45 protein-coding genes are annotated in these 25,732 nt (G+C 53.7%); 39 read left to right on the top strand and 6 right to left on the bottom strand.

What is annotated here, in order from left to right; genetic code table 11:
* The 34 genes from M6G53_RS23350 to M6G53_RS23185 form a co-directional block, all read left to right on the top strand.
* Positions 1–123: EF-Tu C-terminal domain-related protein (locus M6G53_RS23350; RefSeq protein ID WP_079452499.1), on the top strand; the 123-nt coding region annotated here is incomplete at its 5' end.
* Positions 124–254: 131 nt separating this feature from the next.
* Positions 255–449, top strand: a complete 195-nt coding sequence (gene bfd, locus M6G53_RS23345) for a bacterioferritin-associated ferredoxin (protein ID WP_015379266.1) — start codon at positions 255–257, stop codon at positions 447–449.
* 74 nt (positions 450–523) lie between these two features.
* Positions 524–1,003 carry a bacterioferritin gene (bfr, locus tag M6G53_RS23340; RefSeq protein WP_033636255.1) on the top strand — a complete coding sequence of 160 codons (480 nt, stop codon included), beginning with the start codon at positions 524–526 and terminating at the stop codon, positions 1,001–1,003.
* Between the two features lie 378 nt (positions 1,004–1,381).
* Positions 1,382–1,693, top strand: a complete 312-nt coding sequence (gene rpsJ / locus M6G53_RS23335; RefSeq protein WP_001181005.1) for a 30S ribosomal protein S10 — start codon at positions 1,382–1,384, stop codon at positions 1,691–1,693.
* 32 nt (positions 1,694–1,725) lie between these two features.
* Entirely contained in the window at positions 1,726–2,355 is a 630-nt protein-coding gene (gene rplC / locus M6G53_RS23330; protein WP_015379265.1) for a 50S ribosomal protein L3, read from the top strand.
* A 10-nt stretch (positions 2,356–2,365) separates the two neighbouring features.
* A complete protein-coding gene (gene rplD / locus M6G53_RS23325) occupies positions 2,366–2,971 on the top strand; it encodes a 50S ribosomal protein L4 (protein ID WP_004929779.1) in 606 nt (201 codons plus the stop codon).
* The gene (gene rplW, locus M6G53_RS23320) at positions 2,968–3,270 is read left to right on the top strand and encodes a 50S ribosomal protein L23 (RefSeq protein WP_004929776.1); all 303 of its coding nucleotides are present in this window, start codon (positions 2,968–2,970) and stop codon (positions 3,268–3,270) included. Before rplD ends, rplW begins: the two co-directional genes overlap by 4 nt.
* An 18-nt stretch (positions 3,271–3,288) precedes the next feature.
* Positions 3,289–4,113, top strand: coding sequence for a 50S ribosomal protein L2 (gene rplB, locus M6G53_RS23315; RefSeq protein ID WP_004929775.1), 825 nt, complete (start codon positions 3,289–3,291; stop codon positions 4,111–4,113).
* A 14-nt stretch (positions 4,114–4,127) separates the two neighbouring features.
* Positions 4,128–4,406 (top strand): 30S ribosomal protein S19, encoded by a 279-nt coding sequence (rpsS, locus tag M6G53_RS23310; protein ID WP_004929772.1) that lies wholly within the window; start codon positions 4,128–4,130, stop codon positions 4,404–4,406.
* Between the two features lie 14 nt (positions 4,407–4,420).
* The gene (gene rplV / locus M6G53_RS23305; RefSeq protein WP_002223844.1) at positions 4,421–4,753 is read left to right on the top strand and encodes a 50S ribosomal protein L22; all 333 of its coding nucleotides are present in this window, start codon (positions 4,421–4,423) and stop codon (positions 4,751–4,753) included.
* A 17-nt stretch (positions 4,754–4,770) separates the two neighbouring features.
* Entirely contained in the window at positions 4,771–5,469 is a 699-nt protein-coding gene (rpsC, locus tag M6G53_RS23300; RefSeq protein WP_004929766.1) for a 30S ribosomal protein S3, read from the top strand.
* 12 nt (positions 5,470–5,481) lie between these two features.
* Complete coding sequence (gene rplP, locus M6G53_RS23295) at positions 5,482–5,892, top strand: 50S ribosomal protein L16 (RefSeq protein WP_004929764.1); 411 nt, start codon at positions 5,482–5,484, stop codon at positions 5,890–5,892.
* Positions 5,892–6,083 (top strand): 50S ribosomal protein L29, encoded by a 192-nt coding sequence (gene rpmC / locus M6G53_RS23290; RefSeq protein ID WP_004929762.1) that lies wholly within the window; start codon positions 5,892–5,894, stop codon positions 6,081–6,083. The genes rplP and rpmC overlap by 1 nt, the downstream gene beginning before the upstream one ends.
* Positions 6,084–6,338, top strand: coding sequence for a 30S ribosomal protein S17 (rpsQ, locus tag M6G53_RS23285; RefSeq protein ID WP_004929760.1), 255 nt, complete (start codon positions 6,084–6,086; stop codon positions 6,336–6,338).
* A 172-nt stretch (positions 6,339–6,510) separates the two neighbouring features.
* Positions 6,511–6,882 carry a 50S ribosomal protein L14 gene (rplN, locus tag M6G53_RS23280; protein WP_000613954.1) on the top strand — a complete coding sequence of 124 codons (372 nt, stop codon included), beginning with the start codon at positions 6,511–6,513 and terminating at the stop codon, positions 6,880–6,882.
* A gap of 9 nt (positions 6,883–6,891) precedes the next feature.
* A complete protein-coding gene (gene rplX / locus M6G53_RS23275; RefSeq protein ID WP_004929758.1) occupies positions 6,892–7,206 on the top strand; it encodes a 50S ribosomal protein L24 in 315 nt (104 codons plus the stop codon).
* 14 nt (positions 7,207–7,220) lie between these two features.
* Entirely contained in the window at positions 7,221–7,760 is a 540-nt protein-coding gene (rplE, locus tag M6G53_RS23270; RefSeq protein WP_004929756.1) for a 50S ribosomal protein L5, read from the top strand.
* A 13-nt stretch (positions 7,761–7,773) separates the two neighbouring features.
* Complete coding sequence (gene rpsN, locus M6G53_RS23265; RefSeq protein WP_048232029.1) at positions 7,774–8,079, top strand: 30S ribosomal protein S14; 306 nt, start codon at positions 7,774–7,776, stop codon at positions 8,077–8,079.
* Between the two features lie 30 nt (positions 8,080–8,109).
* Positions 8,110–8,502, top strand: a complete 393-nt coding sequence (rpsH, locus tag M6G53_RS23260; protein ID WP_004929753.1) for a 30S ribosomal protein S8 — start codon at positions 8,110–8,112, stop codon at positions 8,500–8,502.
* Positions 8,503–8,516: 14 nt separating this feature from the next.
* Positions 8,517–9,050, top strand: coding sequence for a 50S ribosomal protein L6 (gene rplF, locus M6G53_RS23255; RefSeq protein WP_004929751.1), 534 nt, complete (start codon positions 8,517–8,519; stop codon positions 9,048–9,050).
* A 9-nt stretch (positions 9,051–9,059) separates the two neighbouring features.
* On the top strand, positions 9,060–9,413 hold the full coding sequence (rplR, locus tag M6G53_RS23250; protein WP_004929748.1) for a 50S ribosomal protein L18: 354 nt from the start codon (positions 9,060–9,062) through the stop codon (positions 9,411–9,413).
* Positions 9,414–9,427: 14 nt separating this feature from the next.
* Positions 9,428–9,928, top strand: a complete 501-nt coding sequence (gene rpsE / locus M6G53_RS23245) for a 30S ribosomal protein S5 (protein WP_004929747.1) — start codon at positions 9,428–9,430, stop codon at positions 9,926–9,928.
* Between the two features lie 6 nt (positions 9,929–9,934).
* Positions 9,935–10,114: a 50S ribosomal protein L30 gene (rpmD, locus tag M6G53_RS23240; RefSeq protein ID WP_013573701.1), complete on the top strand. Its 180-nt coding sequence runs from the start codon at positions 9,935–9,937 to the stop codon at positions 10,112–10,114.
* 3 nt (positions 10,115–10,117) lie between these two features.
* Positions 10,118–10,552 carry a 50S ribosomal protein L15 gene (rplO, locus tag M6G53_RS23235; protein WP_004929742.1) on the top strand — a complete coding sequence of 145 codons (435 nt, stop codon included), beginning with the start codon at positions 10,118–10,120 and terminating at the stop codon, positions 10,550–10,552.
* Positions 10,553–10,559: 7 nt separating this feature from the next.
* On the top strand, positions 10,560–11,891 hold the full coding sequence (secY, locus tag M6G53_RS23230) for a preprotein translocase subunit SecY (protein WP_004929740.1): 1,332 nt from the start codon (positions 10,560–10,562) through the stop codon (positions 11,889–11,891).
* A 33-nt stretch (positions 11,892–11,924) separates the two neighbouring features.
* Positions 11,925–12,041, top strand: coding sequence for a 50S ribosomal protein L36 (gene rpmJ, locus M6G53_RS23225; RefSeq protein ID WP_002227352.1), 117 nt, complete (start codon positions 11,925–11,927; stop codon positions 12,039–12,041).
* Between the two features lie 148 nt (positions 12,042–12,189).
* Positions 12,190–12,546: a 30S ribosomal protein S13 gene (gene rpsM, locus M6G53_RS23220; RefSeq protein ID WP_004929734.1), complete on the top strand. Its 357-nt coding sequence runs from the start codon at positions 12,190–12,192 to the stop codon at positions 12,544–12,546.
* Between the two features lie 16 nt (positions 12,547–12,562).
* A complete protein-coding gene (gene rpsK, locus M6G53_RS23215) occupies positions 12,563–12,952 on the top strand; it encodes a 30S ribosomal protein S11 (RefSeq protein WP_004929731.1) in 390 nt (129 codons plus the stop codon).
* Between the two features lie 30 nt (positions 12,953–12,982).
* Complete coding sequence (gene rpsD / locus M6G53_RS23210; protein WP_025304496.1) at positions 12,983–13,603, top strand: 30S ribosomal protein S4; 621 nt, start codon at positions 12,983–12,985, stop codon at positions 13,601–13,603.
* Between the two features lie 25 nt (positions 13,604–13,628).
* On the top strand, positions 13,629–14,618 hold the full coding sequence (locus M6G53_RS23205) for a DNA-directed RNA polymerase subunit alpha (RefSeq protein ID WP_002919219.1): 990 nt from the start codon (positions 13,629–13,631) through the stop codon (positions 14,616–14,618).
* A gap of 40 nt (positions 14,619–14,658) precedes the next feature.
* On the top strand, positions 14,659–15,048 hold the full coding sequence (gene rplQ, locus M6G53_RS23200; protein ID WP_004929726.1) for a 50S ribosomal protein L17: 390 nt from the start codon (positions 14,659–14,661) through the stop codon (positions 15,046–15,048).
* Between the two features lie 148 nt (positions 15,049–15,196).
* Entirely contained in the window at positions 15,197–15,583 is a 387-nt protein-coding gene (locus M6G53_RS23195; protein WP_253334770.1) for a DnaJ family domain-containing protein, read from the top strand.
* Complete coding sequence (gene zntR / locus M6G53_RS23190; protein ID WP_016930321.1) at positions 15,571–16,002, top strand: Zn(2+)-responsive transcriptional regulator; 432 nt, start codon at positions 15,571–15,573, stop codon at positions 16,000–16,002. Before M6G53_RS23195 ends, zntR begins: the two co-directional genes overlap by 13 nt.
* Positions 16,003–16,077: 75 nt before the next feature.
* A complete protein-coding gene (locus M6G53_RS23185) occupies positions 16,078–16,284 on the top strand; it encodes an alternative ribosome-rescue factor A (protein ID WP_004929720.1) in 207 nt (68 codons plus the stop codon).
* A 58-nt stretch (positions 16,285–16,342) separates the two neighbouring features.
* Here M6G53_RS23185 and mscL read toward each other — a convergent pair whose 3' ends face one another.
* The 5 genes from mscL to def form a co-directional block, all read right to left on the bottom strand.
* A complete protein-coding gene (mscL, locus tag M6G53_RS23180) occupies positions 16,343–16,759 on the bottom strand; it encodes a large-conductance mechanosensitive channel protein MscL (protein ID WP_025304493.1) in 417 nt (138 codons plus the stop codon).
* A gap of 137 nt (positions 16,760–16,896) precedes the next feature.
* Positions 16,897–18,273 (bottom strand): Trk system potassium transporter TrkA, encoded by a 1,377-nt coding sequence (gene trkA / locus M6G53_RS23175; RefSeq protein ID WP_004929716.1) that lies wholly within the window; start codon positions 18,271–18,273, stop codon positions 16,897–16,899.
* 55 nt (positions 18,274–18,328) lie between these two features.
* Positions 18,329–19,618, bottom strand: coding sequence for a 16S rRNA (cytosine(967)-C(5))-methyltransferase RsmB (gene rsmB, locus M6G53_RS23170; protein ID WP_253334768.1), 1,290 nt, complete (start codon positions 19,616–19,618; stop codon positions 18,329–18,331).
* Between the two features lie 72 nt (positions 19,619–19,690).
* A complete protein-coding gene (fmt, locus tag M6G53_RS23165) occupies positions 19,691–20,635 on the bottom strand; it encodes a methionyl-tRNA formyltransferase (protein WP_253334766.1) in 945 nt (314 codons plus the stop codon).
* A 17-nt stretch (positions 20,636–20,652) separates the two neighbouring features.
* Positions 20,653–21,162: a peptide deformylase gene (def, locus tag M6G53_RS23160; RefSeq protein WP_253334764.1), complete on the bottom strand. Its 510-nt coding sequence runs from the start codon at positions 21,160–21,162 to the stop codon at positions 20,653–20,655.
* A 133-nt stretch (positions 21,163–21,295) separates the two neighbouring features.
* Here def and dprA point away from each other — a divergent pair, with 133 nt between their 5' ends.
* Genes dprA through aroE form a run of 5 tightly spaced genes read left to right on the top strand, consistent with a single transcriptional unit; the run spans position 21,296 to position 24,840 of the window.
* On the top strand, positions 21,296–22,417 hold the full coding sequence (gene dprA / locus M6G53_RS23155) for a DNA-protecting protein DprA (protein ID WP_253334756.1): 1,122 nt from the start codon (positions 21,296–21,298) through the stop codon (positions 22,415–22,417).
* Entirely contained in the window at positions 22,389–22,862 is a 474-nt protein-coding gene (gene smg / locus M6G53_RS23150; protein WP_253334754.1) for a DUF494 family protein Smg, read from the top strand. The genes dprA and smg overlap by 29 nt, the downstream gene beginning before the upstream one ends.
* Before the next feature lie 25 nt (positions 22,863–22,887).
* Positions 22,888–23,433 carry a DNA topoisomerase family protein gene (locus tag M6G53_RS23145; protein WP_253334753.1) on the top strand — a complete coding sequence of 182 codons (546 nt, stop codon included), beginning with the start codon at positions 22,888–22,890 and terminating at the stop codon, positions 23,431–23,433.
* Between the two features lie 7 nt (positions 23,434–23,440).
* Positions 23,441–24,010, top strand: coding sequence for an L-threonylcarbamoyladenylate synthase type 1 TsaC (tsaC, locus tag M6G53_RS23140; protein ID WP_253334752.1), 570 nt, complete (start codon positions 23,441–23,443; stop codon positions 24,008–24,010).
* 11 nt (positions 24,011–24,021) lie between these two features.
* Entirely contained in the window at positions 24,022–24,840 is an 819-nt protein-coding gene (gene aroE / locus M6G53_RS23135) for a shikimate dehydrogenase (RefSeq protein WP_253334751.1), read from the top strand.
* Positions 24,841–24,878: 38 nt separating this feature from the next.
* Here aroE and M6G53_RS23130 read toward each other — a convergent pair whose 3' ends face one another.
* Positions 24,879–25,421, bottom strand: coding sequence for a gamma carbonic anhydrase family protein (locus M6G53_RS23130; RefSeq protein ID WP_253334750.1), 543 nt, complete (start codon positions 25,419–25,421; stop codon positions 24,879–24,881).
* Positions 25,422–25,732: the final 311 nt, after the last annotated feature.

The following is a 25,732-nucleotide window of genomic DNA, read 5'->3' as shown; positions in this document are numbered from 1 at the left end:
GACAACGTGAACATGGTTGTCACCCTGATCCACCCAATCGCGATGGACGACGGTCTGCGTTTCGCAATCCGTGAAGGCGGCCGTACCGTTGGCGCAGGTGTTGTTGCTAAAGTTATCGCTTAATCGCGAATAATTTTTCGACACAAAAAAGGGCACTTCGGTGCCCTTTTTTTATGCAATTTGTACAGATCTTAATTGAAATAAAAACCATTCTTATTTAGACTCAATACATTGGTTAAGAAGTGAGTCTTTCTATGTATGTTTGTCTGTGTAATGCGGTGACTGACAAAGCGATCCGTAATGCGGTGCGTCAGCACAACCCCCATACCATGAAGCAGCTGCGTGAACTTGTGCCGATTGGTACCGATTGTGGAAAGTGCATTCGTCAGGCAAGACAAATCATGGTGGAGGAACGCGGAACTATTATTCCAATGCATGAAGTTGCCTAACAAAGGGTAAGGTTATTTTTTGACTCTTGGCTTACAGGTTCTACACTTTTAGAACTGGCCAGGAGGATTTACCTATGAAAGGCGATAAAAAAATCATTGCTCACCTCAACAAGCTGCTCGGCAACGAGCTGGTTGCCATCAATCAATATTTCCTGCACGCCCGCATGTTCAAGAATTGGGGCTTAATGCGCCTCAACGACAAGGAATACCACGAGTCGATCGACGAAATGAAGCATGCCGATCGCTACATCGAGCGTATCCTGTTCCTGGAAGGGATCCCGAACCTGCAAGACCTCGGCAAGCTGAATATCGGCGAAGACATTGAAGAGATGCTGCGTTCCGATCTGGCGCTGGAGCTAGCGGGCGCCAAAAACCTGCGCGAAGGTATCGCCTATGCCGACTCGATTCATGATTACGTCAGCCGCGATTTGATGATCGATATCCTGGCTGATGAAGAAGAGCATATCGACTGGCTGGAAACCGAGCTGGACCTGATCGCTCGCCTCGGTATTCAAAACTATGCCCAGGCCCAGGTTCTCGAGCGCAAAGAGTAAGCCTGTCTTCCGTTCGTCATCGTCTCTCCTGCCGGCGACCGCTTTTACGGTGGGGCAGGGGAGCTTCCCCGCCAAGCATAATTCATACCCTGTTAGCCATCCTCATCTCGCGACTGCCGCTGAACGCGCAAAAATGACGATTTCCTGAGCATATTTCCAACTGCGGCTTGCTTCCTCGGCCATTTTGCGTATAATGCGCGGGCTTACCTAATCTTGGTAAGCCTGATTTTAGCGAATCAGTCGATAGGCAGGCCTTTTTGCCCTTCGAACAATACTCCCGATATGGGGGTTATATGTTGACGATTACACTCCCCCATCAATCGAAATGGGTGTGAGGAGTAATTATTTACGTTTATAAATAATTGGAGCTCTGGTCTCATGCAGAACCAAAGAATCCGTATCCGCCTGAAAGCGTTTGATCATCGTCTGATCGATCAATCAACCGCGGAAATCGTCGAGACTGCAAAGCGCACTGGTGCGCAAGTCCGTGGTCCGATCCCGCTGCCAACTCGCAAAGAGCGCTTTACCGTTCTGATCTCTCCGCACGTCAACAAAGACGCGCGCGATCAGTACGAGATTCGCACTCACAAGCGTCTGGTTGACATCGTTGAGCCAACCGAGAAAACCGTTGATGCTCTGATGCGTCTGGATCTGGCTGCCGGTGTAGACGTGCAGATCAGCCTGGGTTAATCAGGTCATTGAGCGATTGAGAGGTTGAAACAATGATTGGTTTAGTCGGTAAAAAAGTGGGTATGACCCGTATCTTCACTGAAGATGGCGTTTCTATCCCAGTAACCGTAATTGAAATTGAAGCGAACCGCGTGACTCAGGTTAAAAGCCTGGACACCGACGGTTACCGTGCCGTTCAGGTTACCACTGGTAGCAAAAAAGCTAACCGTGTAACCAAACCGGAAGCGGGCCATTTCGCTAAAGCTGGCGTTGAAGCTGGCCGTGGTCTGTGGGAATTCCGCCTGGAAGAAGGTCAAGAATTCGCTGCAGGTCAGGAAATTAGCGTAGAAATCTTCGCTGACGTTAAAAAAGTCGATGTTACCGGTACTTCTAAAGGTAAAGGTTTTGCTGGCACTGTTAAGCGCTGGAACTTCCGTACCCAAGACGCTACCCACGGTAACTCCTTGTCTCACCGCGTTCCGGGTTCTATCGGTCAGAACCAGACTCCGGGCAAAGTGTTCAAAGGCAAGAAAATGGCTGGCCACCTGGGTGATGAGCGCGTAACCGTTCAGAGCCTGGACGTAGTACGTGTTGACGCTGAGCGCAACCTGCTGCTGGTTAAGGGTGCTGTACCGGGCGCAACCGGTGGCAACCTGATCGTTAAACCAGCTGTGAAGGCGTAAGGGGATAGCAATGGAATTAGTATTGAAAGACGCGCAAAGCGCGCTGACTGTTTCCGAAACTACCTTCGGTCGTGATTTCAACGAAGCGCTGGTACACCAGGTTGTTGTTGCTTATGCAGCAGGTGCCCGTCAAGGTACCCGTGCTCAGAAGACCCGTGCTGAAGTAACTGGTTCCGGCAAAAAGCCATGGCGTCAGAAAGGCACCGGCCGTGCGCGTTCAGGTTCTGTAAAGAGCCCGATCTGGCGTTCAGGCGGCGTGACCTTTGCTGCTAAGCCACAGGACCACAGTCAGAAAGTAAACAAAAAGATGTACCGCGGCGCGCTGAAAAGCATCCTGTCCGAGCTGGTACGTCAAGATCGTCTGATCGTTGTCGAGAAGTTCTCTGTTGAAGCGCCTAAAACTAAGCTGCTGGCACAGAAACTGAAAGATATGGCTCTGGAAGACGTGCTGATCGTGACCGGTGAACTGGATGAGAATCTGTTCCTGGCAGCTCGCAACCTGTACAAGGTTGACGTGCGCGATGTAGCAGGTATCGATCCGGTTAGCCTGATCGCCTTCGACAAAGTGGTTATGACTGCTGATGCTGTGAAGCAAGTTGAGGAGATGCTGGCATGATCCGTGAAGAACGTTTGCTGAAAGTGCTGCGTGCACCGCACGTATCTGAAAAAGCATCCGCTGCGATGGAAAAAAGCAACACCATCGTTCTCAAAGTTGCCAAAGACGCGACCAAAGCAGAAATCAAAGCTGCAGTGCAGAAACTGTTTGAAGTCGAAGTCAAAGACGTGAACACCCTGGTAGTTAAAGGGAAAGTGAAGCGTCACGGTCAGCGTGTTGGTCGTCGTAGCGACTGGAAAAAAGCTTACGTCACCCTGAAAGAAGGCCAGAATCTGGACTTCATCGGCGGCGCAGAGTAAGTCGGAGGAGTAAGAACAATGGCAATTGTTAAATGTAAACCTACATCTCCGGGTCGTCGCCACGTTGTTAAAGTGGTTAACCCTGAGCTGCACAAGGGTAAACCTTATGCCCCGCTGCTGGAAAAACTGAGCAAAAGCGGTGGTCGTAACAACAATGGCCGTATCACCACCCGTCATATCGGTGGTGGCCACAAGCAACACTATCGTCTGGTTGACTTCAAACGCAACAAAGACGGTATCCCTGCTGTGGTTGAGCGTCTGGAGTACGATCCGAACCGTTCCGCGAACATCGCGCTGGTTCTGTACAAAGACGGCGAACGCCGTTACATCCTGGCGCCGAAAGGCCTGAAAGCTGGTGACCAGATTCAATCTGGCGTTGATGCTGCAATCAAAGCGGGTAACACCCTGCCGATGCGCAACATTCCAGTTGGTTCAACGGTTCACAACGTAGAAATGAAACCAGGTAAAGGCGGCCAGATGGCTCGCTCCGCTGGTGCCTACGTTCAGATCGTTGCTCGTGATGGTTCCTACGTAACTCTGCGTCTGCGCTCCGGCGAAATGCGTAAAGTTCCAGCTGATTGCCGCGCCACCCTGGGTGAAGTCGGTAACGCTGAACACATGCTTCGCGTTCTGGGTAAAGCAGGTGCTGCACGTTGGCGTGGTGTTCGTCCTACCGTTCGCGGTACGGCGATGAACCCGGTAGATCACCCGCACGGTGGTGGTGAAGGTCGTAACTTTGGTAAGCACCCGGTAACTCCGTGGGGCGTTCAGACCAAAGGTAAGAAGACCCGTAGCAACAAGCGTACTGATAAGTTCATCGTACGTCGCCGTAGCAAAAAATAATTAGAGGATAAGCCATGCCACGTTCTCTCAAGAAAGGTCCTTTTATTGACCTGCACTTGCTGAAGAAGGTAGAGAAAGCGGTGGAAAGCGGTGACAAGAAGCCTTTGCGCACTTGGTCCCGTCGTTCAACGATCTTTCCTAACATGATCGGTTTGACCATCGCTGTCCATAATGGTCGTCAGCACGTACCAGTGTTCGTTTCCGATGAAATGGTCGGTCACAAACTGGGTGAATTCGCGCCGACTCGTACTTATCGCGGCCATGCGGCTGATAAAAAAGCTAAAAAGCGCTAAGGTAGGAGGAAGAGATGGAAACTATCGCTAAACATCGCCACGCTCGTTCTTCTGCTCAGAAGGTTCGCCTTGTTGCTGACCTGATTCGCGGTAAGAAAGTGTCGCAAGCTCTGGAAACTCTGACCTACACCAACAAGAAAGCTGCTGGTCTGGTTAAGAAAGTGCTGGAGTCTGCCATTGCTAACGCAGAACACAACGATGGCGCTGACATCGATGATCTGAAAGTTACGAAAATCTTCGTAGACGAAGGCCCAAGCATGAAGCGCATTATGCCGCGTGCAAAAGGTCGTGCAGATCGCATCCTGAAGCGCACCAGCCACATTACTGTGGTTGTGTCCGATCGCTGAGACTCTGGAGACTAGCAATGGGTCAGAAAGTACATCCTAATGGTATTCGCCTGGGTATTGTCAAACCTTGGAACTCTACTTGGTATGCGAATACCAAAGAATTCGCTGACAACCTGGACAGCGACTTTAAAGTTCGTCAATTCCTGACTAAGGAACTGTCGAAAGCTTCCGTTTCTCGCATCGTTATCGAGCGTCCTGCGAAGAGCATCCGTGTGACCATTCACACTGCTCGCCCAGGCATCGTTATCGGCAAGAAAGGTGAAGACGTCGAAAAACTGCGCAAGGTCGTAGCGGACATCGCTGGCGTTCCTGCACAGATCAACATCGCCGAAGTCCGTAAACCGGAACTCGACGCTAAATTGGTTGCTGACAGCATCACTTCTCAGCTGGAACGTCGCGTTATGTTCCGTCGTGCTATGAAGCGTGCAGTACAGAACGCAATGCGTCTTGGCGCTAAAGGTATCAAAGTTGAAGTAAGCGGCCGTCTTGGCGGCGCTGAAATCGCACGTACCGAATGGTACCGCGAAGGTCGTGTTCCATTGCACACTCTGCGTGCGGACATCGACTACAACACATCTGAAGCGCACACCACTTATGGTGTAATCGGCGTTAAGGTATGGATCTTCAAAGGTGAGATCCTGGGTGGTATGGCTGCAGTTGAACAACCGGAACCGGCTGCTCAACCTAAAAAGCAGCAGCGTAAAGGCCGCAAGTAAGGAGAGTCGCTGATGTTACAACCAAAGCGTACAAAATTCCGTAAGGTGCACAAGGGCCGCAACCGTGGTCTGGCGCAAGGTACGGATGTTAGCTTCGGCACTTTCGGTCTGAAAGCTGTTGGCCGTGGCCGTCTGACTGCTCGTCAAATCGAAGCAGCTCGTCGTGCAATGACTCGTGCAGTTAAGCGTCAAGGCAAGATCTGGATCCGTGTATTCCCGGACAAACCGATCACCGAGAAGCCGCTGGAAGTGCGTATGGGTAAAGGTAAGGGTAACGTGGAGTATTGGGTTGCCCTGATCCAGCCTGGTAAGGTCCTGTACGAAATGGACGGCGTGCCAGAAGAGGTTGCCCGCGAGGCATTCAAACTGGCAGCAGCGAAACTGCCGATCAAAACCACCTTTGTAACTAAGACGGTGATGTAATGAAAGCACAAGAGCTGCGTGAAAAAAGCGTTGAAGAGCTGAATGCCGAGCTGCTCAACCTGCTGCGTGAGCAATTCAACTTGCGCATGCAGGCGGCCAGTGGCCAGCTGCAACAAACTCACCTGTTGAAACAAGTGCGTCGTGACGTCGCACGCGTTAAGACTTTACTGACTCAAAAGGCGGGTGTGTAAATGACTGAAGTTATCCGTACCCTGCAGGGTCGTGTTGTTAGCGATAAAATGGAGAAATCCATCGTTGTTGCTATCGAGCGTACTGTGAAGCACCCAATCTACGGGAAATTCATCAAACGTACGACCAAGCTGCACGTACATGACGAGAACAACGAATGTGGTACCGGCGACGTGGTAGAAATCCGCGAATGCCGCCCACTGTCCAAGACTAAGTCCTGGACGTTGGTTCGCGTTGTAGAGAAAGCGATTCTGTAATAGAGTAGCTGGCTCTCACTTAATAAACGGCTCAGAAAATGAGCCGTTTATTTTTTCTACCCATACCAAGTAAGCGGTGTTATAATGCTGCGCCCTCGGTTATGGGGCTTTTCAACGGCCTAATTTTTACTTGGGTCTTTAAAGTAGTAGTTGACATTAGCGGAGCACTAAAATGATCCAAGAACAGACTATGCTGAACGTCGCCGACAACTCCGGTGCACGTCGCGTAATGTGTATCAAGGTTCTAGGTGGCTCGCACCGTCGCTACGCAGGCGTCGGCGACATCATCAAAATTACCATCAAGGAAGCAATTCCTCGCGGTAAGGTGAAGAAAGGCGATGTTCTGAAGGCGGTAGTGGTGCGCACCAAGAAGGGTGTACGTCGCCCGGACGGTTCTGTCATTCGCTTCGATGGCAATGCATGCGTTATTTTGAACAATAACAGCGAGCAGCCAATCGGTACGCGTATTTTTGGGCCGGTAACTCGTGAACTGCGTAATGAGAAGTTCATGAAAATTATCTCTCTGGCACCAGAAGTACTCTAAGGAGCGAACATGGCAGCGAAGATCCGTCGTGATGACGAAGTTATCGTGATTACCGGGAAAGACAAAGGTAAGCGCGGTAAAGTAAAAAATGTCCTGTCTGCTGGCAAGGTCATTGTTGAAGGCATCAACCTGGTTAAGAAACACCAGAAGCCGGTTCCGGCTCTGAACCAACCAGGCGGCATTGTTGAAAAAGAAGCTGCAATCCAGGTTTCTAACATTGCTATCTTCAACGCGGCTACCGGCAAGGCTGACCGTGTAGGCTTTAGATTCGAAGACGGCAAAAAAGTCCGTTTCTTCAAGTCTAACAGCGAAACTATCAAGTAATTTGGAGTAATACGATGGCGAAACTGCATGATTACTACAAAGACGAGGTAGTCAAACAACTGATGTCTCAGTTTGATTACAACTCTGTCATGCAAGTCCCTCGGGTCGAGAAGATCACCCTGAACATGGGTGTTGGTGAAGCGATTGCTGACAAGAAACTGCTGGATAACGCCGCAGCGGACCTGGCAGCCATCTCCGGTCAAAAACCGTTGATCACCAAAGCCCGCAAATCTGTTGCAGGCTTCAAAATCCGTCAGGGCTATCCGATCGGCTGTAAAGTAACTCTGCGTGGCGAACGCATGTGGGAGTTCTTTGAGCGTCTGATCTCCATTGCTGTTCCACGTATCCGTGACTTCCGTGGCCTGTCCGCCAAGTCATTCGATGGCCGTGGCAACTACAGCATGGGCGTGCGTGAGCAAATCATCTTCCCAGAAATCGACTACGACAAAGTCGATCGCGTTCGTGGTTTGGATATTACCATTACCACTACTGCGAAATCTGATGATGAAGGCCGCGCGCTGCTGGCTGCTTTTAACTTCCCGTTCCGCAAGTAAGGCAGGGTTACTGATGGCTAAGCAATCAATGAAAGCACGCGAAGTCAAGCGCGTGAAATTAGCTGACAAGTTCTTTGCAAAACGCGTTGAACTGAAAGCTATTATCTCTGATGTGAACGCATCCGATGAAGATCGTTGGAATGCCGTTCTCAAGCTGCAAACTCTGCCGCGTGATTCCAGCCCGTCTCGTCAGCGTAAACGCTGCCGCCAAACTGGCCGTCCACATGGTTATGTGGGCAAATTCGGGTTGAGCCGTATTAAGCTTCGTGAAGCCGCTATGCGCGGTGAAGTACCAGGCTTGAAAAAGGCTAGCTGGTAATTACCAATTGAATCACGGGAGTAAAGACAGATGAGCATGCAAGATCCGATCGCGGATATGCTGACCCGTATCCGTAACGGTCAAGCCGCGAACAAAGTTGCGGTCACCATGCCTTCCTCCAAGCTGAAAGTGGCAATTGCCAACGTGCTGAAGGAAGAAGGTTTTATTGAAGATTTCAAAATCGAAGGCGACGCCAAGCCTGTTCTGGAACTGGTACTGAAGTACTTCCAGGGCAAAGCTGTGGTAGAAAGCATTCAACGTATCAGCCGTCCTGGTCTGCGCATCTACAAGAAAAAAGATGAGCTGCCAAAAGTTATGGCCGGTTTGGGTATCGCTGTTGTTTCTACCTCTAAAGGTGTTATGACCGATCGTGCAGCTCGCCAGGCTGGTCTGGGTGGCGAGATTATCTGCTACGTAGCTTAATTCGGGAGGAAAGAATGTCTCGTGTTGCAAAAGCACCCGTCGTCATTCCTGCCGGCGTAGAGGTAAAACTCAACGGTCAGGTTATTTCGATTAAGGGTAAAAACGGCGAGTTGACTCGTACTATCCACGACGCCGTTGAAGTGAAGCAAGAAGCTAACGCACTGACTTTCGCTCCGCGCGAAGGTTTTGCTAACGCATGGGCTCAAGCGGGTACCACGCGCGCTCTGCTGAACGCAATGGTTGTTGGTGTTACCGAAGGCTTCACCAAAAAGCTTCAACTGGTAGGTGTTGGTTATCGTGCTGCCGTTAAAGGCAACGTGGTGAATTTGGCCCTGGGCTTCTCTCACCCTATCGATCACCAGCTGCCGGCAGGTATCACTGCTGAATGCCCAAGCCAAACTGAAATCGTGCTGAAAGGCGCTGATAAGCAGGTTATTGGCCAGGTAGCAGCAGATCTGCGCGCTTACCGTCGTCCTGAGCCTTACAAAGGCAAAGGTGTTCGTTACGCCGACGAAGTCGTGCGTACCAAAGAGGCTAAGAAGAAGTAAGGTAACACTATGGATAAGAAATCTGCTCGTATCCGTCGTGCGACCCGCGCACGCCGCAAGCTCCAAGAGCTGGGTGCAACCCGCCTGGTGGTACATCGTACCCCGCGTCACATTTACGCACAGGTGATTGCTCCAAACGGTTCTGAAGTACTGGTAGCCGCTTCTACTTTAGAAAAAGCTATCGCGGAGCAACTGAAGTATTCCGGTAACAAAGACGCAGCAGCAGCCGTAGGTAAAGCTCTGGCTGAGCGCGCGTTGGAAAAAGGGATTGCGAAAGTATCCTTTGACCGTTCCGGTTTCCAATATCATGGTCGAGTCCAGGCACTGGCAGATGCTGCCCGTGAAGCTGGCCTTCAGTTCTAAGGAAGAGGTTTAAGATGGCTCACATCGAAAAACAAGCTGGCGAACTGCAGGAAAAGCTGATCGCGGTAAACCGCGTATCTAAAACCGTAAAAGGTGGCCGTATTTTCAGCTTTACCGCACTGACTGTAGTTGGTGATGGTAACGGTCGCGTTGGTTTTGGCTACGGCAAAGCACGCGAAGTTCCGGCAGCGATCCAGAAAGCGATGGAAAAAGCCCGTCGCAACATGATGAACGTCGCGCTGAACAGCGGCACCCTGCAGCACCCTGTTAAGGGCGCTCACACGGGTTCTCGCGTGTTCATGCAGCCTGCTCATGAAGGTACCGGTATCATCGCGGGTGGTGCAATGCGCGCCGTTCTCGAAGTTGCTGGGGTGCACAACGTATTGGCTAAAGCTTATGGTTCCACCAACCCGATCAACGTGGTTCGTGCAACTATCGACGCTCTGGCGAATATGAAGTCTCCTGAAATGGTCGCTGCTAAGCGTGGTAAATCCGTTGCCGACATTCTGGGGTAATTGACCATGGCTAAGACTATTAAAGTTACACAAACTCGCAGCTCAATTGGCCGTCTGCCGAAGCATAAAGCTACTCTGCTCGGTCTGGGTCTGCGTCGTATTGGTCACACCGTAGAGCGCGAGGATACTCCTGCTGTTCGCGGTATGATCAACCTGGTTTCCTACATGGTTAAAGTTGAGGAGTAACAGATGCGTTTAAATACTCTGTCTCCGGCTGAAGGTGCCAAGCATGCGCCTAAGCGTGTAGGTCGTGGTATTGGTTCTGGCCTGGGTAAAACCGGCGGCCGTGGTCACAAAGGTCAGAAGTCTCGTTCTGGCGGTGGCGTACGTCGTGGTTTCGAAGGTGGTCAGATGCCTCTGTACCGTCGTCTGCCGAAATTCGGCTTCACTTCACGCAAAGCGATGATCACGGCAGAAGTTCGTCTGTCTGAACTGGCTCTGGTTGAAGGCGATGTTATCGACCTGAACGCGCTGAAAGCCGCTAACGTAGTTGGTGTCCAGATCGAATTCGCGAAAGTTGTACTTTCTGGCGAAGTCGCTCGTCCGGTAACCCTGCGTGGTCTGCGTGTCACCAAAGGCGCTCGTGCTGCTATCGAGGCTGCTGGCGGTAAAATTGAGGAATAAGTAGCAGATGGCTAAGCAACCAGGATTAGATTTTCAAAGTGCTAAAGGCGGGCTCGGCGAGCTGAAGCGCAGACTTTTGTTTGTAATCGGCGCGCTGATTGTCTTCCGTATCGGCTCTTTCATTCCGATTCCTGGTATCGATGCCACTGTGCTTGCCAAATTGCTTGAGCAGCAGAGAGGCACTATCATTGAAATGTTTAACATGTTCTCTGGTGGTGCCCTCAGCCGTGCTTCTATCTTTGCTCTGGGGATCATGCCGTATATCTCGGCGTCGATCATTATCCAGCTGCTGACGGTGGTTCATCCAGCGTTGGCGGAAATCAAGAAAGAAGGGGAGGCTGGCCGTCGCAAGATTAGCCAGTACACCCGTTACGGTACGCTGGTATTGGCCATATTCCAGTCGATCGGTATTGCTACCGGTCTGCCGAATATGCCTGGTATGCAGGGCCTGGTGTTAAACCCAGGCTTTGCATTCTACTTTACTGCGGTTGTGAGCCTGGTAACCGGGACAATGTTCCTGATGTGGCTGGGTGAGCAGATTACTGAGCGCGGTATCGGCAACGGTATCTCGATCATTATCTTCGCGGGTATTGTAGCGGGGCTCCCGCCGGCAGTGGCCCATACTATCGAGCAAGCGCGGCAAGGCGACCTGCACTTCCTCCTGCTGCTGTTGGTTGCAGTATTGGTGTTTGCAGTAACCTTCTTCGTTGTTTTCATCGAGCGTGGTCAACGTCGTATCGTCGTTAACTATGCGAAGCGTCAACAAGGTCGTCGTGTTTATGCAGCACAGAGTACACACTTACCGTTGAAAGTGAACATGGCGGGTGTTATCCCGGCGATTTTCGCTTCCAGCATTATTCTGTTCCCGGCCACGATTGCATCATGGTTTGGGGGCGGTACCGGTTGGAACTGGCTGACTACGATTTCGCTGTATTTGCAGCCAGGGCAACCGCTTTATGTGTTACTCTATGCGTCTGCAATCATCTTCTTCTGTTTCTTCTACACGGCGTTGGTCTTCAACCCGCGTGAGACAGCAGATAACCTGAAGAAGTCCGGTGCCTTCGTACCAGGAATTCGTCCGGGAGAGCAAACGGCGAAGTATATCGATAAAGTAATGACGCGTTTAACCCTGGTGGGCGCGATGTACATTACTTTCATCTGCCTGATCCCGGAGTTCATGCGTGATGCAATGAAAGTACCATTCTACTTTGGTGGTACCTCGCTACTGATCGTGGTTGTCGTCATCATGGACTTTATGGCTCAAGTGCAAACTCTGATGATGTCAAGTCAGTACGAGTCTGCATTGAAGAAAGCAAATCTGAAAGGCTATAACCGCTAGTCAGATTCGTTTGAGAAGTTACGGAGAGTAAAAATGAAAGTTCGTGCTTCCGTCAAGAAATTATGTCGTAACTGCAAAATCGTTAAGCGTAACGGTGTCGTTCGTGTGATTTGCAGCGCCGAGCCGAAGCATAAACAGCGTCAAGGCTGATTATCTCGCATATTTTTCTTGCAAAGTTGGGTTGAGCTGGCTAGATTAGCCAGCCAATCTTTTGTATGTCGCACTGCAACACTATTTGAGTATCCTGAAAACGGGCTTTTCAGAATGGTGTTGCTGTATAAAATAGTAGGAGTGCATAGTGGCCCGTATAGCAGGCATTAACATTCCTGATCATAAACATACCGTTATCGCCTTAACGTCGATCTTCGGTATCGGTAAAACCCGTTCACAGGCTATCTGTGCATCCACGGGTATTGCTGAAAATGTTAAGATCAGTGAGCTGTCTGAAGAGCAAATCGAAAAGCTTCGTGATGCAGTTGCCAAATACACCGTTGAGGGTGATTTGCGTCGTGAAATTACCCTGAGCATCAAGCGTCTTATGGACCTTGGTTGCTATCGTGGTTTGCGTCATCGTCGTGGTCTGCCGGTACGCGGTCAGCGCACCAAGACCAACGCTCGTACCCGTAAGGGTCCGCGCAAGCCGATCAAGAAATAATCGGGGTTATTGAATAATGGCAAAGGCACCTGTTCGTACACGTAAGCGTGTAAGAAAGCAAGTCTCTGACGGCGTGGCTCATATCCATGCTTCTTTCAACAACACCATCGTTACCATCACTGATCGTCAGGGTAATGCTTTGGGTTGGGCAACAGCCGGTGGTTCCGGTTTCCGTGGTTCTCGTAAGTCCACTCCGTTCGCAGCACAGGTTGCAGCAGAACGTTGTGCTGACGCAGTAAAAGAATACGGTATCAAGAACCTGGAAGTTATGGTTAAAGGACCTGGTCCTGGTCGTGAGTCTACTATCCGCGCTCTGAACGCGGCTGGTTTCCGCATCACTAACATTACTGATGTGACTCCGATCCCTCATAACGGTTGTCGTCCGCCGAAAAAGCGCCGCGTGTAACGCAGCTTTTAGGATTGTTGGAGAAAGAAAATGGCAAGATATTTGGGTCCTAAGCTCAAGCTGAGCCGTCGTGAGGGCACAGACCTGTTCCTTAAGTCTGGCGTTCGCGCGATCGATTCCAAGTGTAAAATTGAACAAGCACCTGGTCAGCACGGTGCGCGTAAACCGCGTCTGTCTGATTACGGTGTTCAGTTGCGTGAGAAGCAGAAAGTTCGCCGTATGTACGGCATTCTGGAGCGTCAATTCCGTAACTATTACAAAGAAGCAACCCGCCTGAAGGGCAACACCGGTGAAAACCTGTTGCAGCTGCTGGAAGGTCGTCTGGACAACGTTGTTTACCGTATGGGCTTCGGCGCTACTCGTGCAGAGTCACGTCAGCTGGTTAGCCACAAAGCAGTTATGGTAAACGGTCACGTTGTTAACATCGCTTCTTATCAGGTATCTCCGAATGACGTAGTCAGCATCCGCGAGAAAGCTAAAAAGCAGTCTCGTGTTAAAGCTTCTCTGGAGCTGGCTGAGCAGCGTGAAAAGCCGACTTGGCTGGAAGTTGATGCTGCTAAGATGGAAGGCGTGTTCAAGCGTATGCCTGAACGTACCGATCTGTCTGCGGACATTAACGAACACCTGATCGTCGAGCTTTACTCCAAGTAAAGCTTAGTACCAAAGAGAGGACACAATGCAGGGTTCTGTGACAGAGTTTCTAAAACCGCGCCTGGTAGATATCGAGCAAGTCAGTTCGACGCACGCCAAGGTGACCCTTGAGCCTTTAGAGCGTGGCTTTGGCCATACTCTTGGCAACGCACTGCGCCGTATTCTGCTTTCATCTATGCCGGGTTGCGCGGTGACCGAGGTTGAGATTGATGGTGTACTGCATGAGTACAGCACCAAAGAAGGCGTACAGGAAGATATCCTGGAGATCCTGCTCAACCTGAAAGGGCTGGCGGTGAGAGTTCAAGGCAAAGACGAAGTTATTCTTACCCTGAATAAATCTGGCATTGGCCCTGTGACCGCTGCCGACATCACCCATGATGGTGATGTCGAAATCGTCAAGCCTCAGCACGTGATTTGCCACCTGACTGATGAGAACGCGGCTATCAGCATGCGTATCAAAGTTCAGCGCGGTCGCGGTTATGTGCCGGCTTCTGCCCGAATTCATTCGGAAGAAGATGAGCGCCCAATCGGTCGTCTGTTGGTTGACGCCTGCTACAGCCCTGTAGAGCGTATCGCCTACAATGTTGAAGCTGCGCGTGTAGAACAGCGTACTGACTTGGATAAGCTGGTCATCGAGATGGAGACCAATGGCACGATCGATCCTGAAGAGGCGATCCGCCGTGCGGCCACCATTCTGGCTGAACAACTTGAAGCTTTCGTTGACCTGCGTGATGTACGTCAGCCGGAAGTTAAAGAAGAGAAACCAGAGTTCGATCCGATCTTGCTGCGCCCTGTTGACGATCTGGAATTGACTGTCCGCTCTGCTAACTGCCTCAAGGCAGAAGCTATCCACTACATCGGTGATCTGGTACAGCGTACCGAGGTTGAGTTGCTGAAAACGCCAAACCTGGGTAAAAAATCTCTTACCGAGATTAAAGACGTGCTGGCCTCACGTGGTCTGTCTCTGGGCATGCGCCTGGAAAACTGGCCGCCGGCAAGCATTGCTGACGAGTAACCGGATCACAGGTTAAGGTTTTACTGAGAAGGATAAGGTCATGCGCCATCGTAAGAGTGGTCGTCAACTGAACCGTAACAGCAGCCATCGCCAGGCTATGTTCCGTAACATGGCCGGCTCTTTGGTTCGTCATGAGATCATCAAGACGACCCTGCCAAAAGCAAAAGAGCTGCGTCGCGTTGTTGAGCCGCTGATTACTCTTGCCAAGACCGACAGCGTAGCTAATCGTCGTCTGGCATTCGCCCGTACTCGTGATAACGAGATCGTGGCAAAACTGTTTAACGAGCTGGGCCCGCGTTTCGCGAGCCGTGCCGGTGGTTACACTCGCATTCTGAAGTGTGGCTTCCGCGCAGGCGACAACGCGCCGATGGCATACATCGAGCTGGTTGATCGTGCTGAGTCTCAAGCAGAAGTAGCAACTGCAGAGTAATCTGTAGACGCGTAAAAAAACCGGGCTTGCCCGGTTTTTTTACGTCCAAATCCAGCCAAATGTGCGCAATTCCCCCGCCGCGCTTAAGATCCCCGCCCCTATCCGCTATGCTAAGGCTTATTCATTAGGCTACGCGAGGCTGTCTGTCATGTGGCTGTTCGACCAATGGGCGGAGCGTCATATCCTTGATGCCCAGGAGAAAGGTGAGTTCGACGACTTGCCTGGCCAGGGGCAACCGCTGGCGCTGGAAGACGACAGCGCGGTGCCGCCCGAGCTACGCGCCGGTTACCGTTTGCTGAAAAATGCCGGTTACCTGCCGCCGGAGCTGGAAGATCGCAAAGAGGCGTTGACCGTTGCTCGTTTATTGCAAGGGATCGACAGTGAGCATCCGGACTATGTCGAACTCAGCAAACGCATGGCGCTGCTGGAACACCGTCTGCGTCAGGTTGGGATGAGTACCGATTTTTTGCATGGTGAATATCAGCGTGCGCTGGACGGCAAATTCACCCGAGAGGAGAAGTCATGTTCAAGATAGGTCAGTTGGCCAAGCTCGCCGAAGTGACGCCGGATACCGTGCGTTACTATGAAAAGCAGGGCATGATGGATCACAATGTCCGCACCGAAGGCGGCTATCGGCTTTACACCGAGCAGGATCTGCAGCGGCTGCGCTTTATTCGCTATGCCAAGCAGCTGGGTTTTACTCTGGAAACGATCGCCGAGTTGCTGTCGATCCGCGTCGATCCTGAACACCATACCTGCCAGGAATCGAAGTCGATCGTCGATGCACGCCTTAGCGAAGTGGAAAGCAAGTTGGCGGAGCTGACCCGCATGCGTGAATCCCTTAAGCGGCTGAGTGACGCCTGCTGTGGCACCGCCCATACCAGTAATTATTGTTCTATTCTGGAGGCCCTGGAGCAGGGCGCAAGCGATGACAAAGGCAAAAAAGGTTGCTGACGGCACTTTAATTTTTATACCGCCGGCAGTATTATCGCCCCGTTTTATTACCCTACCTTTTACAGGAGCATTATCATGACGAAATATCGTCACACTAAAGGCCAGATCCAAGATAACGCCATTGAGGCGCTGCTGCATGATCCGCTATTCCGTCAGCGGGTAGAAAAGAATGTGAAAGGCAAAGGCAGCTACCGGCGTAAAGAAAAACACAACAAAGGTGGTAATTGGGAGGCCAGTGGCAAACTATCAAACGATAATTTACCACTGGCCTTCTGGTTTTAAGGCATTAAAAAAGCCACCTTCATCAGGTGGCTTCTTATTGGCATAACCAAACGCTGTTTTACAGTTTTGGCTGCTGTTGCTGGCTCAGCAAATCACGGATTTCCGTCAGCAGTTTCTCTTCTGCGGTAGGTGCTGGCGGCGCTGCCGGGGCTTCTTCCTGCTTGCGGCGCATTTTGTTCATCAATTTAATCGCCAGGAAGATAGCGAAAGCGACAATCACGAAGTCGAATACGGTTTGAATGAATGAACCGTAGTTCATGACCACCGCCGGTACGGCACCCTGAGCTTCACGTAATACCAGATGGAACTGTTTAAAGTCGACGCCGCCGATCAGCAAGCCCAGCGGTGGCATGATGATATCGGCCACGAAGGACGAAACGATTTTGCCGAATGCAGCACCGATAATCACACCGACGGCCAGATCGACCACGTTGCCACGCATGGCAAATTCGCGAAACTCTTTCAACATACTCATAGAACGCACCCCTTGCAGAATTAATAACTCAAGTTTAACAAAGCAATTTCCCTTTGCCACAAAAGGAGAGAAGTTTTATCTCCTCTCAAGGCAGAGAACAACCACGCGATTATAGACCACCGCCAAATAAATTCGTTCTACAAGAAGAATGGGCTCGGTTGGAACAGGCGTTCAACGTCCGGCACGAATTTCTTGTCGGTAATAAACATGATGACGTGATCGCCCTGTTCGATTTTGCTGTTGCCGTTGGCGATGATCACGTCGTCGCCGCGCACGATCGCACCGATGGTGGTGCCCGGCGGCAGTTTGATGTCTTCGACGATGCGCCCGACCACTTTGGAGGTGCTTTCATCGCCATGGGCAATCGCTTCGATCGCTTCTGCCACGCCGCGGCGCAGCGACGATACGCTAACGATATCCGCTTTGCGCACGTGCCCCAGCAGGGCGGAGATGGTCGCCTGCTGGGGGGAAATGGCAATGTCGATCACGCTGCCTTGCACCAGGTCGACATAGGCGCGGCGCTGGATCAAGACCATCACTTTCTTGGCGCCCATGCGCTTGGCCAGCATGGCCGACATGATGTTGGCTTCATCGTCGTTGGTGATGGCGATGAAGACATCCACCTGCTCGACGTGCTCTTCGGCCAGCAGCTCCTGGTCGGAGGCGTCGCCATAGAACACGATGGTATCGTGCAACTGCTCGGCCAGTTCGGCGGCGCGCTGCTGATTACGCTCGATCAGTTTGACGTTGTAGTCTTTTTCCAGCTTGGCGGCCAGGCCGGCGCCAACGTTGCCGCCGCCGACGATCATGATGCGTTTATAGGGTTTTTCCAGCCGCTGCAGTTCGCTCATTACCGCGCGGATATGCTGTGAGGCGGCGACGAAGAAGACTTCATCACCGGCTTCGATGATGGTCGAGCCTTGCGGACGGATCGGCCGATCCTGGCGGAAAATGGCGGCGACGCGGGTGTCGATATGCGGCATGTGTTCGCGCATCGAAGAGAGCGCATTGCCGACCAATGGGCCGCCGTAATAGGCTTTCACCGCGGCGATGCTGACCTTGCCTTCGGCGAAATTAACCACCTGCAGTGCGCCGGGGTATTCAATCAGCTTGTAGATGTAGTCTATGACCAGCTGCTCCGGTGAAATCAGATGGTCGATCGGCACCGCTTCCGGCAGGAACAGTTTCTCTGACTCGCGGATATATTCCGGCGCGCGGATACGGGCGATGCGGTTGGGGGTATTAAACAGAGAATAGGCGATCTGGCAGGCGATCATGTTGGTTTCGTCGGAGTTGGTGACGGCGACCAGCATGTCGGCGTCTTCCGCGCCGGCTTCGCGTAGTACTCGTGGGTGAGAGCCGTGTCCCTGAACCACCCGCAGATCGAATTTATCCTGCAGCTGACGCAGACGACCAGAATCGGTATCGACGACGGTGATATCGTTGTTTTCACCCACCAGGTTTTCCGCCAGCGTCCCGCCAACCTGACCGGCACCAAGAATAATTATTTTCATCGTGTTCTCTGCTTCACACTGAAAGACTTAGGGCGCGCGCGCACGCCCCGAAGCATTACATTTTAATCAGCTTAGCGTAAAAGAAGCCATCGCCGTCCTCGGGATGCGGGATATTCTGCCGCCCAGGACGCTGTGCATCGCCGGTTTCCACCAGTTTGGCATTGGCGTGGCGCTGCAAGAATGCGGCGATCTGGCTGCTGTTTTCATCCGGCAGGATAGAGCAGGTGGCGTAAACCATCACGCCGCCCGATTTCAGATGCGGCCAGACGGCTTCCAGGATCTCGGCCTGCAGCGCGGCGAGTTCGGCGATATCGCGATCGCGGCGCAGCCATTTGATGTCGGGGTGACGGCGGATCACGCCGGTGGCGGAACAAGGCGCGTCCAGCAGGATCCGGTCGAACTGCTTGTCACCGCACCATTGTTGCGGCGTGCGGCCATCGCCCAGTTTAACTTCCGCGTGAAAACGCAGGCGCTGCAGGTTCTCTTTCACCCGCGCCAGACGCTGCTCGTCGATATCGACCGCCATGACGTGCGCTTTCGGCGCCGCTTCCAGAATATGCGTGGTTTTGCCGCCGGGCGCGGCGCACAAATCGAGGATCTGTTCGCCGTCTTGCGGATCCAACAGGTCGACACAGCCCTGGGCGGAGGCATCTTGTACCGTGACCCAGCCGTCGGCGAAGCCTGGCAGATCGGTCACGGCGCAAGGCGCCAGCAACCGCACCGCGTCCGCATAGTCTGCATGCGGTTCCGCGGCGATACCGGCCTCGGTCAGCAGCTGCAGATAAGCTTCGCGAGTGTGATGCAGACGGTTGACGCGCAACCACATCGGCGGTTTCTGGTTATTGGCGTCGACGATCTGTTCCCAGTTGGCGGGATAAGCCTGTTGAATGCGTTTGAGCAGCCAGCTCGGGTGCAGATAGCGGCTGTCATTGTTGGCGGCACGCTGCAGCAGCTCTTCCTGCTGGCGCTGGAATTGCCGCAAGACGCCGTTAATCAGCCCTTTCAACTGCGGGCGTTTCAGCGCCACTGCGCCTTCCACGGTTTCCGCCAGTACAGCGTGCGCCGGGATACGGGTATACAGCAGCTGATACAAGCCGACCATCAGCAAATAATGCAGCGTGCGTTGCTTGCCGGTCAGTGGTTTGGCCATCAATTGCTGAATGCACCATTCGAGCTGCGGCAGCACGCGTAACGTGCCGAAGCACAGTTCCTGCAGCAACCCGCGATCTTTGTCGCTGATGGAGGTTTGCAGCGCCGGCAGGACAGTGCTGAGCGACTGCCCTTGATCCAGCACCTGGCCGATGGCTTTGGCAGCGATGCTGCGGAGATTGTAATTATTTTTCATAGGCTGAAGCTGATAACGATCGGCATTAAGAAAATAACGGCCCGGCGATGAACCGCCGGGCAGTGGGGTGACTTACAGTCGGTTGCCCGGGGTAAACCATTCACGACGTGAATTTAAAAGGTCTTGCGCCGACATCGGTTTCTTGCCGGCGGGCTGCAACTGGATCAGATTGAGGATACCGTCGGCGGTCGCCACCTGAATGCCGTGCTTGTCGGCGTGGACAACGGTGCCCGGTTCTGCGTTGGCGCTTTGCGCCAGCACGCTGGCCTGCCACACTTTCACCGGTTGATCGTCGATGGTGAAGTAGCTGATCGGCCAAGGGTTGAAGGCGCGGATGCAGCGCTCCAATTGGGTGGCAGACAGGTTCCAGTCCAGGCGAGCTTCTTCTTTGCTCAGCTTCTCTGCGTAGGTGACCAGCGCTTCGTCCTGCACTTCGCGGGTGGCGCTGCCGTCGGCCATTTGGCGCAGCGTAGTCAGCATGCCCTGCGGGCCGAGCTGTGCCAGCTTGTCGTAGAGACTGGCGCTGGTATCGCTGCTCTCAATCGGGCAGGCAATCTTGTGCATCATGTCGCCGGTGTCGAGACCGACGTCCATCTGCATGATGGTCACGCCGGTTTCGCTGTCGCCGGCCCAGAGCGAGCGCTGGATCGGCGCGGCGCCGCGCCAGCGTGGCAGCAGAGAGCCGTGTACGTTGATGCAGCCGAGGCGGGGCATATCCAGCACCGCCTGCGGCAGGATCAGCCCGTAGGCGACCACCACCATCACGTCAGCGTTGAGATCGGCCACCAGGCGCTGATTCTCTTCGGGGCGCAGCGATTTGGGCTGGAATACCGGCAGTTGGTGTTGTTCGGCCAGCACTTTGACCGGGCTTGGCGTCAGCTTGTTGCCGCGCCCTGCCGGGCGATCGGGCTGGGTAAAAACGCCGACAATCTGGTGCTCAGATGACAACAGCGCGTCAAGATGACGCGCTGCGAAGTCTGGCGTTCCGGCGAAAATAATCCGTAAAGAGTCAGACACGTTGATTTCCTGATCGGTTAGGCGCGGGCTTGAAGCTTGGCCAATTTTTCCAGTTTCTGACGAATGCGCTGACGCTTGAGCGGCGACAGGTAATCGACGAACAGCTTGCCCACCAGGTGGTCCATCTCGTGCTGGATACAGATCGCCAGCAGATCGTCTGCTTCCAGCTCGAAAGGTTTACCGTCGCGATCCAGCGCGCGGATCTTCACCTGCGCGGCGCGCGGCACTAACGCACGCTGCTCTGGAATGGAAAGGCAGCCTTCCTCGATGCCGGTTTCGCCGCTTTTTTCCAGCAGCTCCGGGTTGATCAGCACCAGGCGCTGATCGCGATTCTCGGAGACGTCGATCACGATAATGCGCTGATGGATATCCACCTGGGTCGCAGCCAGGCCAATGCCTTCCTCTGCGTACATGGTTTCAAACATATCATCCACGATGCGCTGGATATCTGCATTGACTTCTTTTACCGGCGCCGCGACTTTGCGCAGACGCTCGTCTGGGAAATGTAATACCTGCAAGACTGACATATATCTTTAGATCTGTATCCGAGTAATGAACGAGGTTTAACCTCCATTCTAGACATTTCCCGGCCTGATTGACAGCATTGCGCACCAATTGCTCAGATTGGTAATACCACCGTTTTTGCTGAGGGAACAGACGATGCGGCCGGAAGAGATCGCTTTACGGATGCGAGGGGTAACGGGGCTGCAGACCGTTGTGGCCAGCCGGATCGTGCGGCAGCTATCGCAAATGGGGTGCGAGCCTCGCCGCGTGCTGCATGAGCTGGGGTTGGACCAACGGCAGCAGACGCAGTTCAACCAGGTGGATCCCGGTTATCTGGCCACGACCCTGCGTTGGCTGGAGGAGCCGGCGCACCGGATGCTGAACTACGGAGCGGCGGGCTATCCGGAACGCCTGGCCCAGATCGACGATGCGCCGCTGTTTTTGCTGATCGAGGGCGATCCGCTGGCGCTGTTGCAACCGCAGCTTGCCATGGTCGGCAGCCGGCAGTTCAGTCACTATGGCGAGCGCTGGGCGAACCATTTCGCCGAGGAGTTGGCGCGCTGCGGTTTCACCATCACCAGCGGCCTGGCGATCGGCATCGATGGCATTTGCCATCGCGCAGCGTTGGCGGCCGACGGTTGCACGATAGCGGTGTTGGGCAGCGGTCTGGCCAATGTCTATCCGCACCGGCATCGTCGGCTCGCGGAGCAGATTGTCGAGCAGGGTGGCGCGGTGATTTCCGATCATTTGGTTACCGATTTGCCGCTGGCCGACCATTTCCCGCGCCGTAACCGCATCATCAGCGGGTTGAGCATGGGCGTTCTGGTGATAGAGGCCTCGTTGCGCAGCGGCACGTTGGTAACTGCCCGCTATGCGCTGGAGCAGGGGCGTGAAGTGTTCGCCCTGCCTGGGCCGTTAGGCAACCCGATGAGTGAAGGCACGCATTGGCTGATCCAACAGGGCGCGCACCTGGTCACCGGGCCGCAAGATATCGCCGAATTACTGAGAAGCGGCCTTCAGTGGCTGCCACTGAACGAAAATACAACTATTTGTGCGTCGCAGGCTGAAGTTGAATTGCCATTTGCCGATGTGTTGGCTAACGTAGGAGATGAGGTGACACCTGTTGACGTCGTCGCTGCACGTGCCGGCCAACCTGTGCCAGCGGTGGTAATCAAGTTACTCGAGCTGGAGTTAGCAGGGTGGATCGCAGCTGTACCCGGCGGCTATGTCCGAATAAGGAGGGCAAGCCATGTTCGACGTACTCATGTACTTATTTGAAACCTATATCCACAATGAACCAGAGATGCGCGTCGATCAGGATCAATTGACCGATGATCTCGCTCAGGCGGGGTTTCATCGGGATGATATCTATAACGCGTTGAATTGGCTTGAAAAGTTGGCTGACCTGCAAGAAGGTCAAAATGCCCCTTACTTTATGAATGCCGATCCGCTGGCGATGCGGATCTACACCGAAGAGGAAGGCGCGCGTTTGGACGCCGGCTGCCGTGGTTTTCTCCTGTTCCTGGAACAGATTCAGGTATTGAACCTCGAAACCCGTGAAATGGTTATCGACCGCGTTATGGCTTTGGATAATGCGGAATTCGATCTCGAAGATCTGAAATGGGTCGTGTTGATGGTGCTGTTTAATATCCCTGGATATGAAAGTGCCTATCAGCAAATGGAAGAACTGTTGTTTGAAGTGAACGAAGGTTATCTGCATTGAGCCGATAACGCGCATAGAAGATGTTATGACAAAAAACGCGATTTTTGCCGCCAGGCAAAATGAACCCTGTCCGGAATGCGGGGCCGAGCTGGTGATCCGTAGTGGTCGCCACGGCCCCTTCCTCGGCTGTTCCCAGTACCCTGGATGCCAGTATATTCGCCCGCTGAAAGCACAGGCCGACGGGCATATCGTCAAGGTGCTGGATGGGCAACCGTGCCCGAAGTGCCAGGCGACGTTGGTGCTGCGCCAGGGGCGCTATGGCATGTTTATCGGCTGCAGCGATTACCCGCAGTGCGATCACACTGAAGTGATCGATAAGCCTGATGAAACCGCGATTACCTGCCCGCAGTGCGGCCAGGGCAAGCTGCTGCAGCGTAAATCGCGCTACGGCAAGGTTTTCCATTCCTGCGATCGTTACCCGGAATGCCAATTCGCCCTCAATGTTAAACCCGTCGCCGGTGAATGCGCCTATTGCCATTACCCGCTGCTGATGGAAAAGCGCACGGCAAAAGGCCCGGTCCTGTGCTGTGCCAGCAAGCTGTGCGGGAAACCCGTCGCGACTACAGAATAATCACATCATGAACTCAGAATTAAGCCCGAACCTTTTATCGATCATCGATGCTTTGCATCAACAGCAGGTGATTGCCTATCCCACCGAAGCGGTATTCGGCCTGGGGTGCGATCCCGACAGCGAACAGGCGGTCAATGCGCTGCTGGCGTTGAAACAGCGGCCTTGGGAAAAAGGACTGATTCTGATCGCCGCCGACTATGCGCAGCTTACCCCTTATATTGACGACAGCGCACTCAGCGAACCGCAGCGCGCGACGATGTTCGCCAGCTGGCCTGGGCCGGTAACCTGGGTGTTGCCCGCCCGGCCAGAGACACCACGTTTGCTGACTGGACGTTTCAGCTCGCTGGCGGTGCGCGTCAGCGATCATCCTTTGGTGCAGCTGCTGTGCCGGCAGTACGGCAAGCCGCTGGTGTCGACCAGTGCCAATCTCAGTGGGCTGGAGCCGTGCCGCAGTGCGGATGAAGTCACACGGCAATTCGGCGAAGCTTTCCCGGTATTGGCCGGCAAGGTAGGCGGCCGCCTTAATCCTTCTGAAATCAGAGATGCGCTGACCGGCGAACAGATCCGTCAGGGCTAGAGGTAATGGGCATGGAAAAATTTGCGGTATTTGGCAACCCCATCGGCCACAGCAAGTCGCCGCGAATTCATGCGTTGTTCGCTGCCCAGACCGGCATTGAGCATCCTTATGGAGCGGTATTGGCGCCGCTGGACGGCTTTGAAACCAGCCTGCAGGCGTTTATCCGCGCCGGGGGGCAAGGGGCGAACGTCACGGTGCCCTTCAAGGAGCGCGCTTATGAGATCGCCTCTGAATTGAGTGAGCGCGCAGCGATGGCCGGTGCGGTCAATACCCTCAAGGTGTTGCCGAATGGCGATCTGCTGGGGGACAACACCGACGGTATCGGTTTGCTGACCGACCTGCAGCGTCAGCAATTGATCCGGCCGCAGGATCGCATTCTGCTGGTGGGCGCCGGCGGCGCGGCGCGCGGCGTGATCCTGCCGCTGCTGTCTTTCGGCGGCCGGCTCACGATCACCAACCGCACTTTCAGCCGGGCCCAGCAGTTGGCTGACGCTTTCCGGCATCTGGGCGAGATCTCGGCGGCGCCGATGGATCAATGGGATCAGCAAGCGTTCGATCTGGTGATCAACGCGACGGCGTCCGGCATCAGCGGGGAGATCCCTGCGTTGCCTGCAGGCGTAGTGAATGCGCAAACCCGTTGCTATGACATGTTCTATCAGCAGGGCGTCACGCCATTCCTGGCCTGGGCGCAGCGGCAGGGGGCAACGGAATATGCCGATGGGCTGGGCATGCTGGTGGGGCAGGCGGCGCACGCTTTCCTGCTTTGGCACGGTGTGATGCCAGAAATCGAGCCGGTCTTGCGCCAGCTGCGCAGCGAACTGGCGGCATAAATTCAACCCCGTTCTCTTTATAGGGAACGGGGCACCCGTCAGATGTCTTCCGACAGGTATTCATCTTTCCAACGCACATAGTTGTTCGAAGAATAAAGCAATCCTTCCAACTCGGCGGGGGTCAAGGGCCGAACCTGGCGTGCCGGGCTACCCATATAGAGATAGCCGCTGGCCAAGCGTTTGCCCGGCGCCACCAAACTGCCGGCGCCAATCATCACGTCGTCTTCTACGACTACGCCGTCCAACAGGATCGAACCCATACCGACCAGCACCCGGTTGCCGATGGCGCAGCCGTGCAGCATCGCTTTATGGCCTACGGTCACGTCTTCTCCAATCAGCAGGGGATAACCGTCGGGGTTGTGTTCGGAACGGTGAGTCACATGCAGCACGCTACCGTCCTGAATATTGCTGCGCGCGCCAATCTTTACCGCATTGACGTCGCCGCGGATGGCGACCAGCGGCCAGATGCTGACGTCATCCGCCAGATCGACGTCACCGATCACCACGCTGGAAGGATCGATCAGGACGCGCTGACCGAGTTTGGGGGTGTATTGAAGATAAGAACGCACTGCATTGGACATAATGCTGCCTCACGTCGGGATCATATTTACCGGCAATACTAGACTCTGGCGATGGAATTACAACCAACGGCAGCGCCGGATCCTGCGGAAAATGGCCCTGATCGCACAAGATCCACCCGGAAGGGCTGAAAAGTGTGCAAACAGAAAGAAAAGATCAAAAAAGGGGTTGTGCAAAAAACTCGGATCCCTATAATGCGCCTCCATCGACACGGCGCAAGTGATTCACTTCACGCAGCGGCCGGGAAGAAAGAGAAAAAATCCTGAAAATTAGGGTTGACTCTGAAAGAGGAAAGCGTAATATACGCCACCTC

The organism is Serratia nevei (assembly GCF_024160145.1).
In the GTDB taxonomy this organism is placed as follows: Bacteria; Pseudomonadota; Gammaproteobacteria; order Enterobacterales; family Enterobacteriaceae; genus Serratia; species Serratia nevei_A.
Note: the sequence above shows the minus strand (reverse complement) of the source record. Positions and strands in the feature narration are given on the sequence as shown.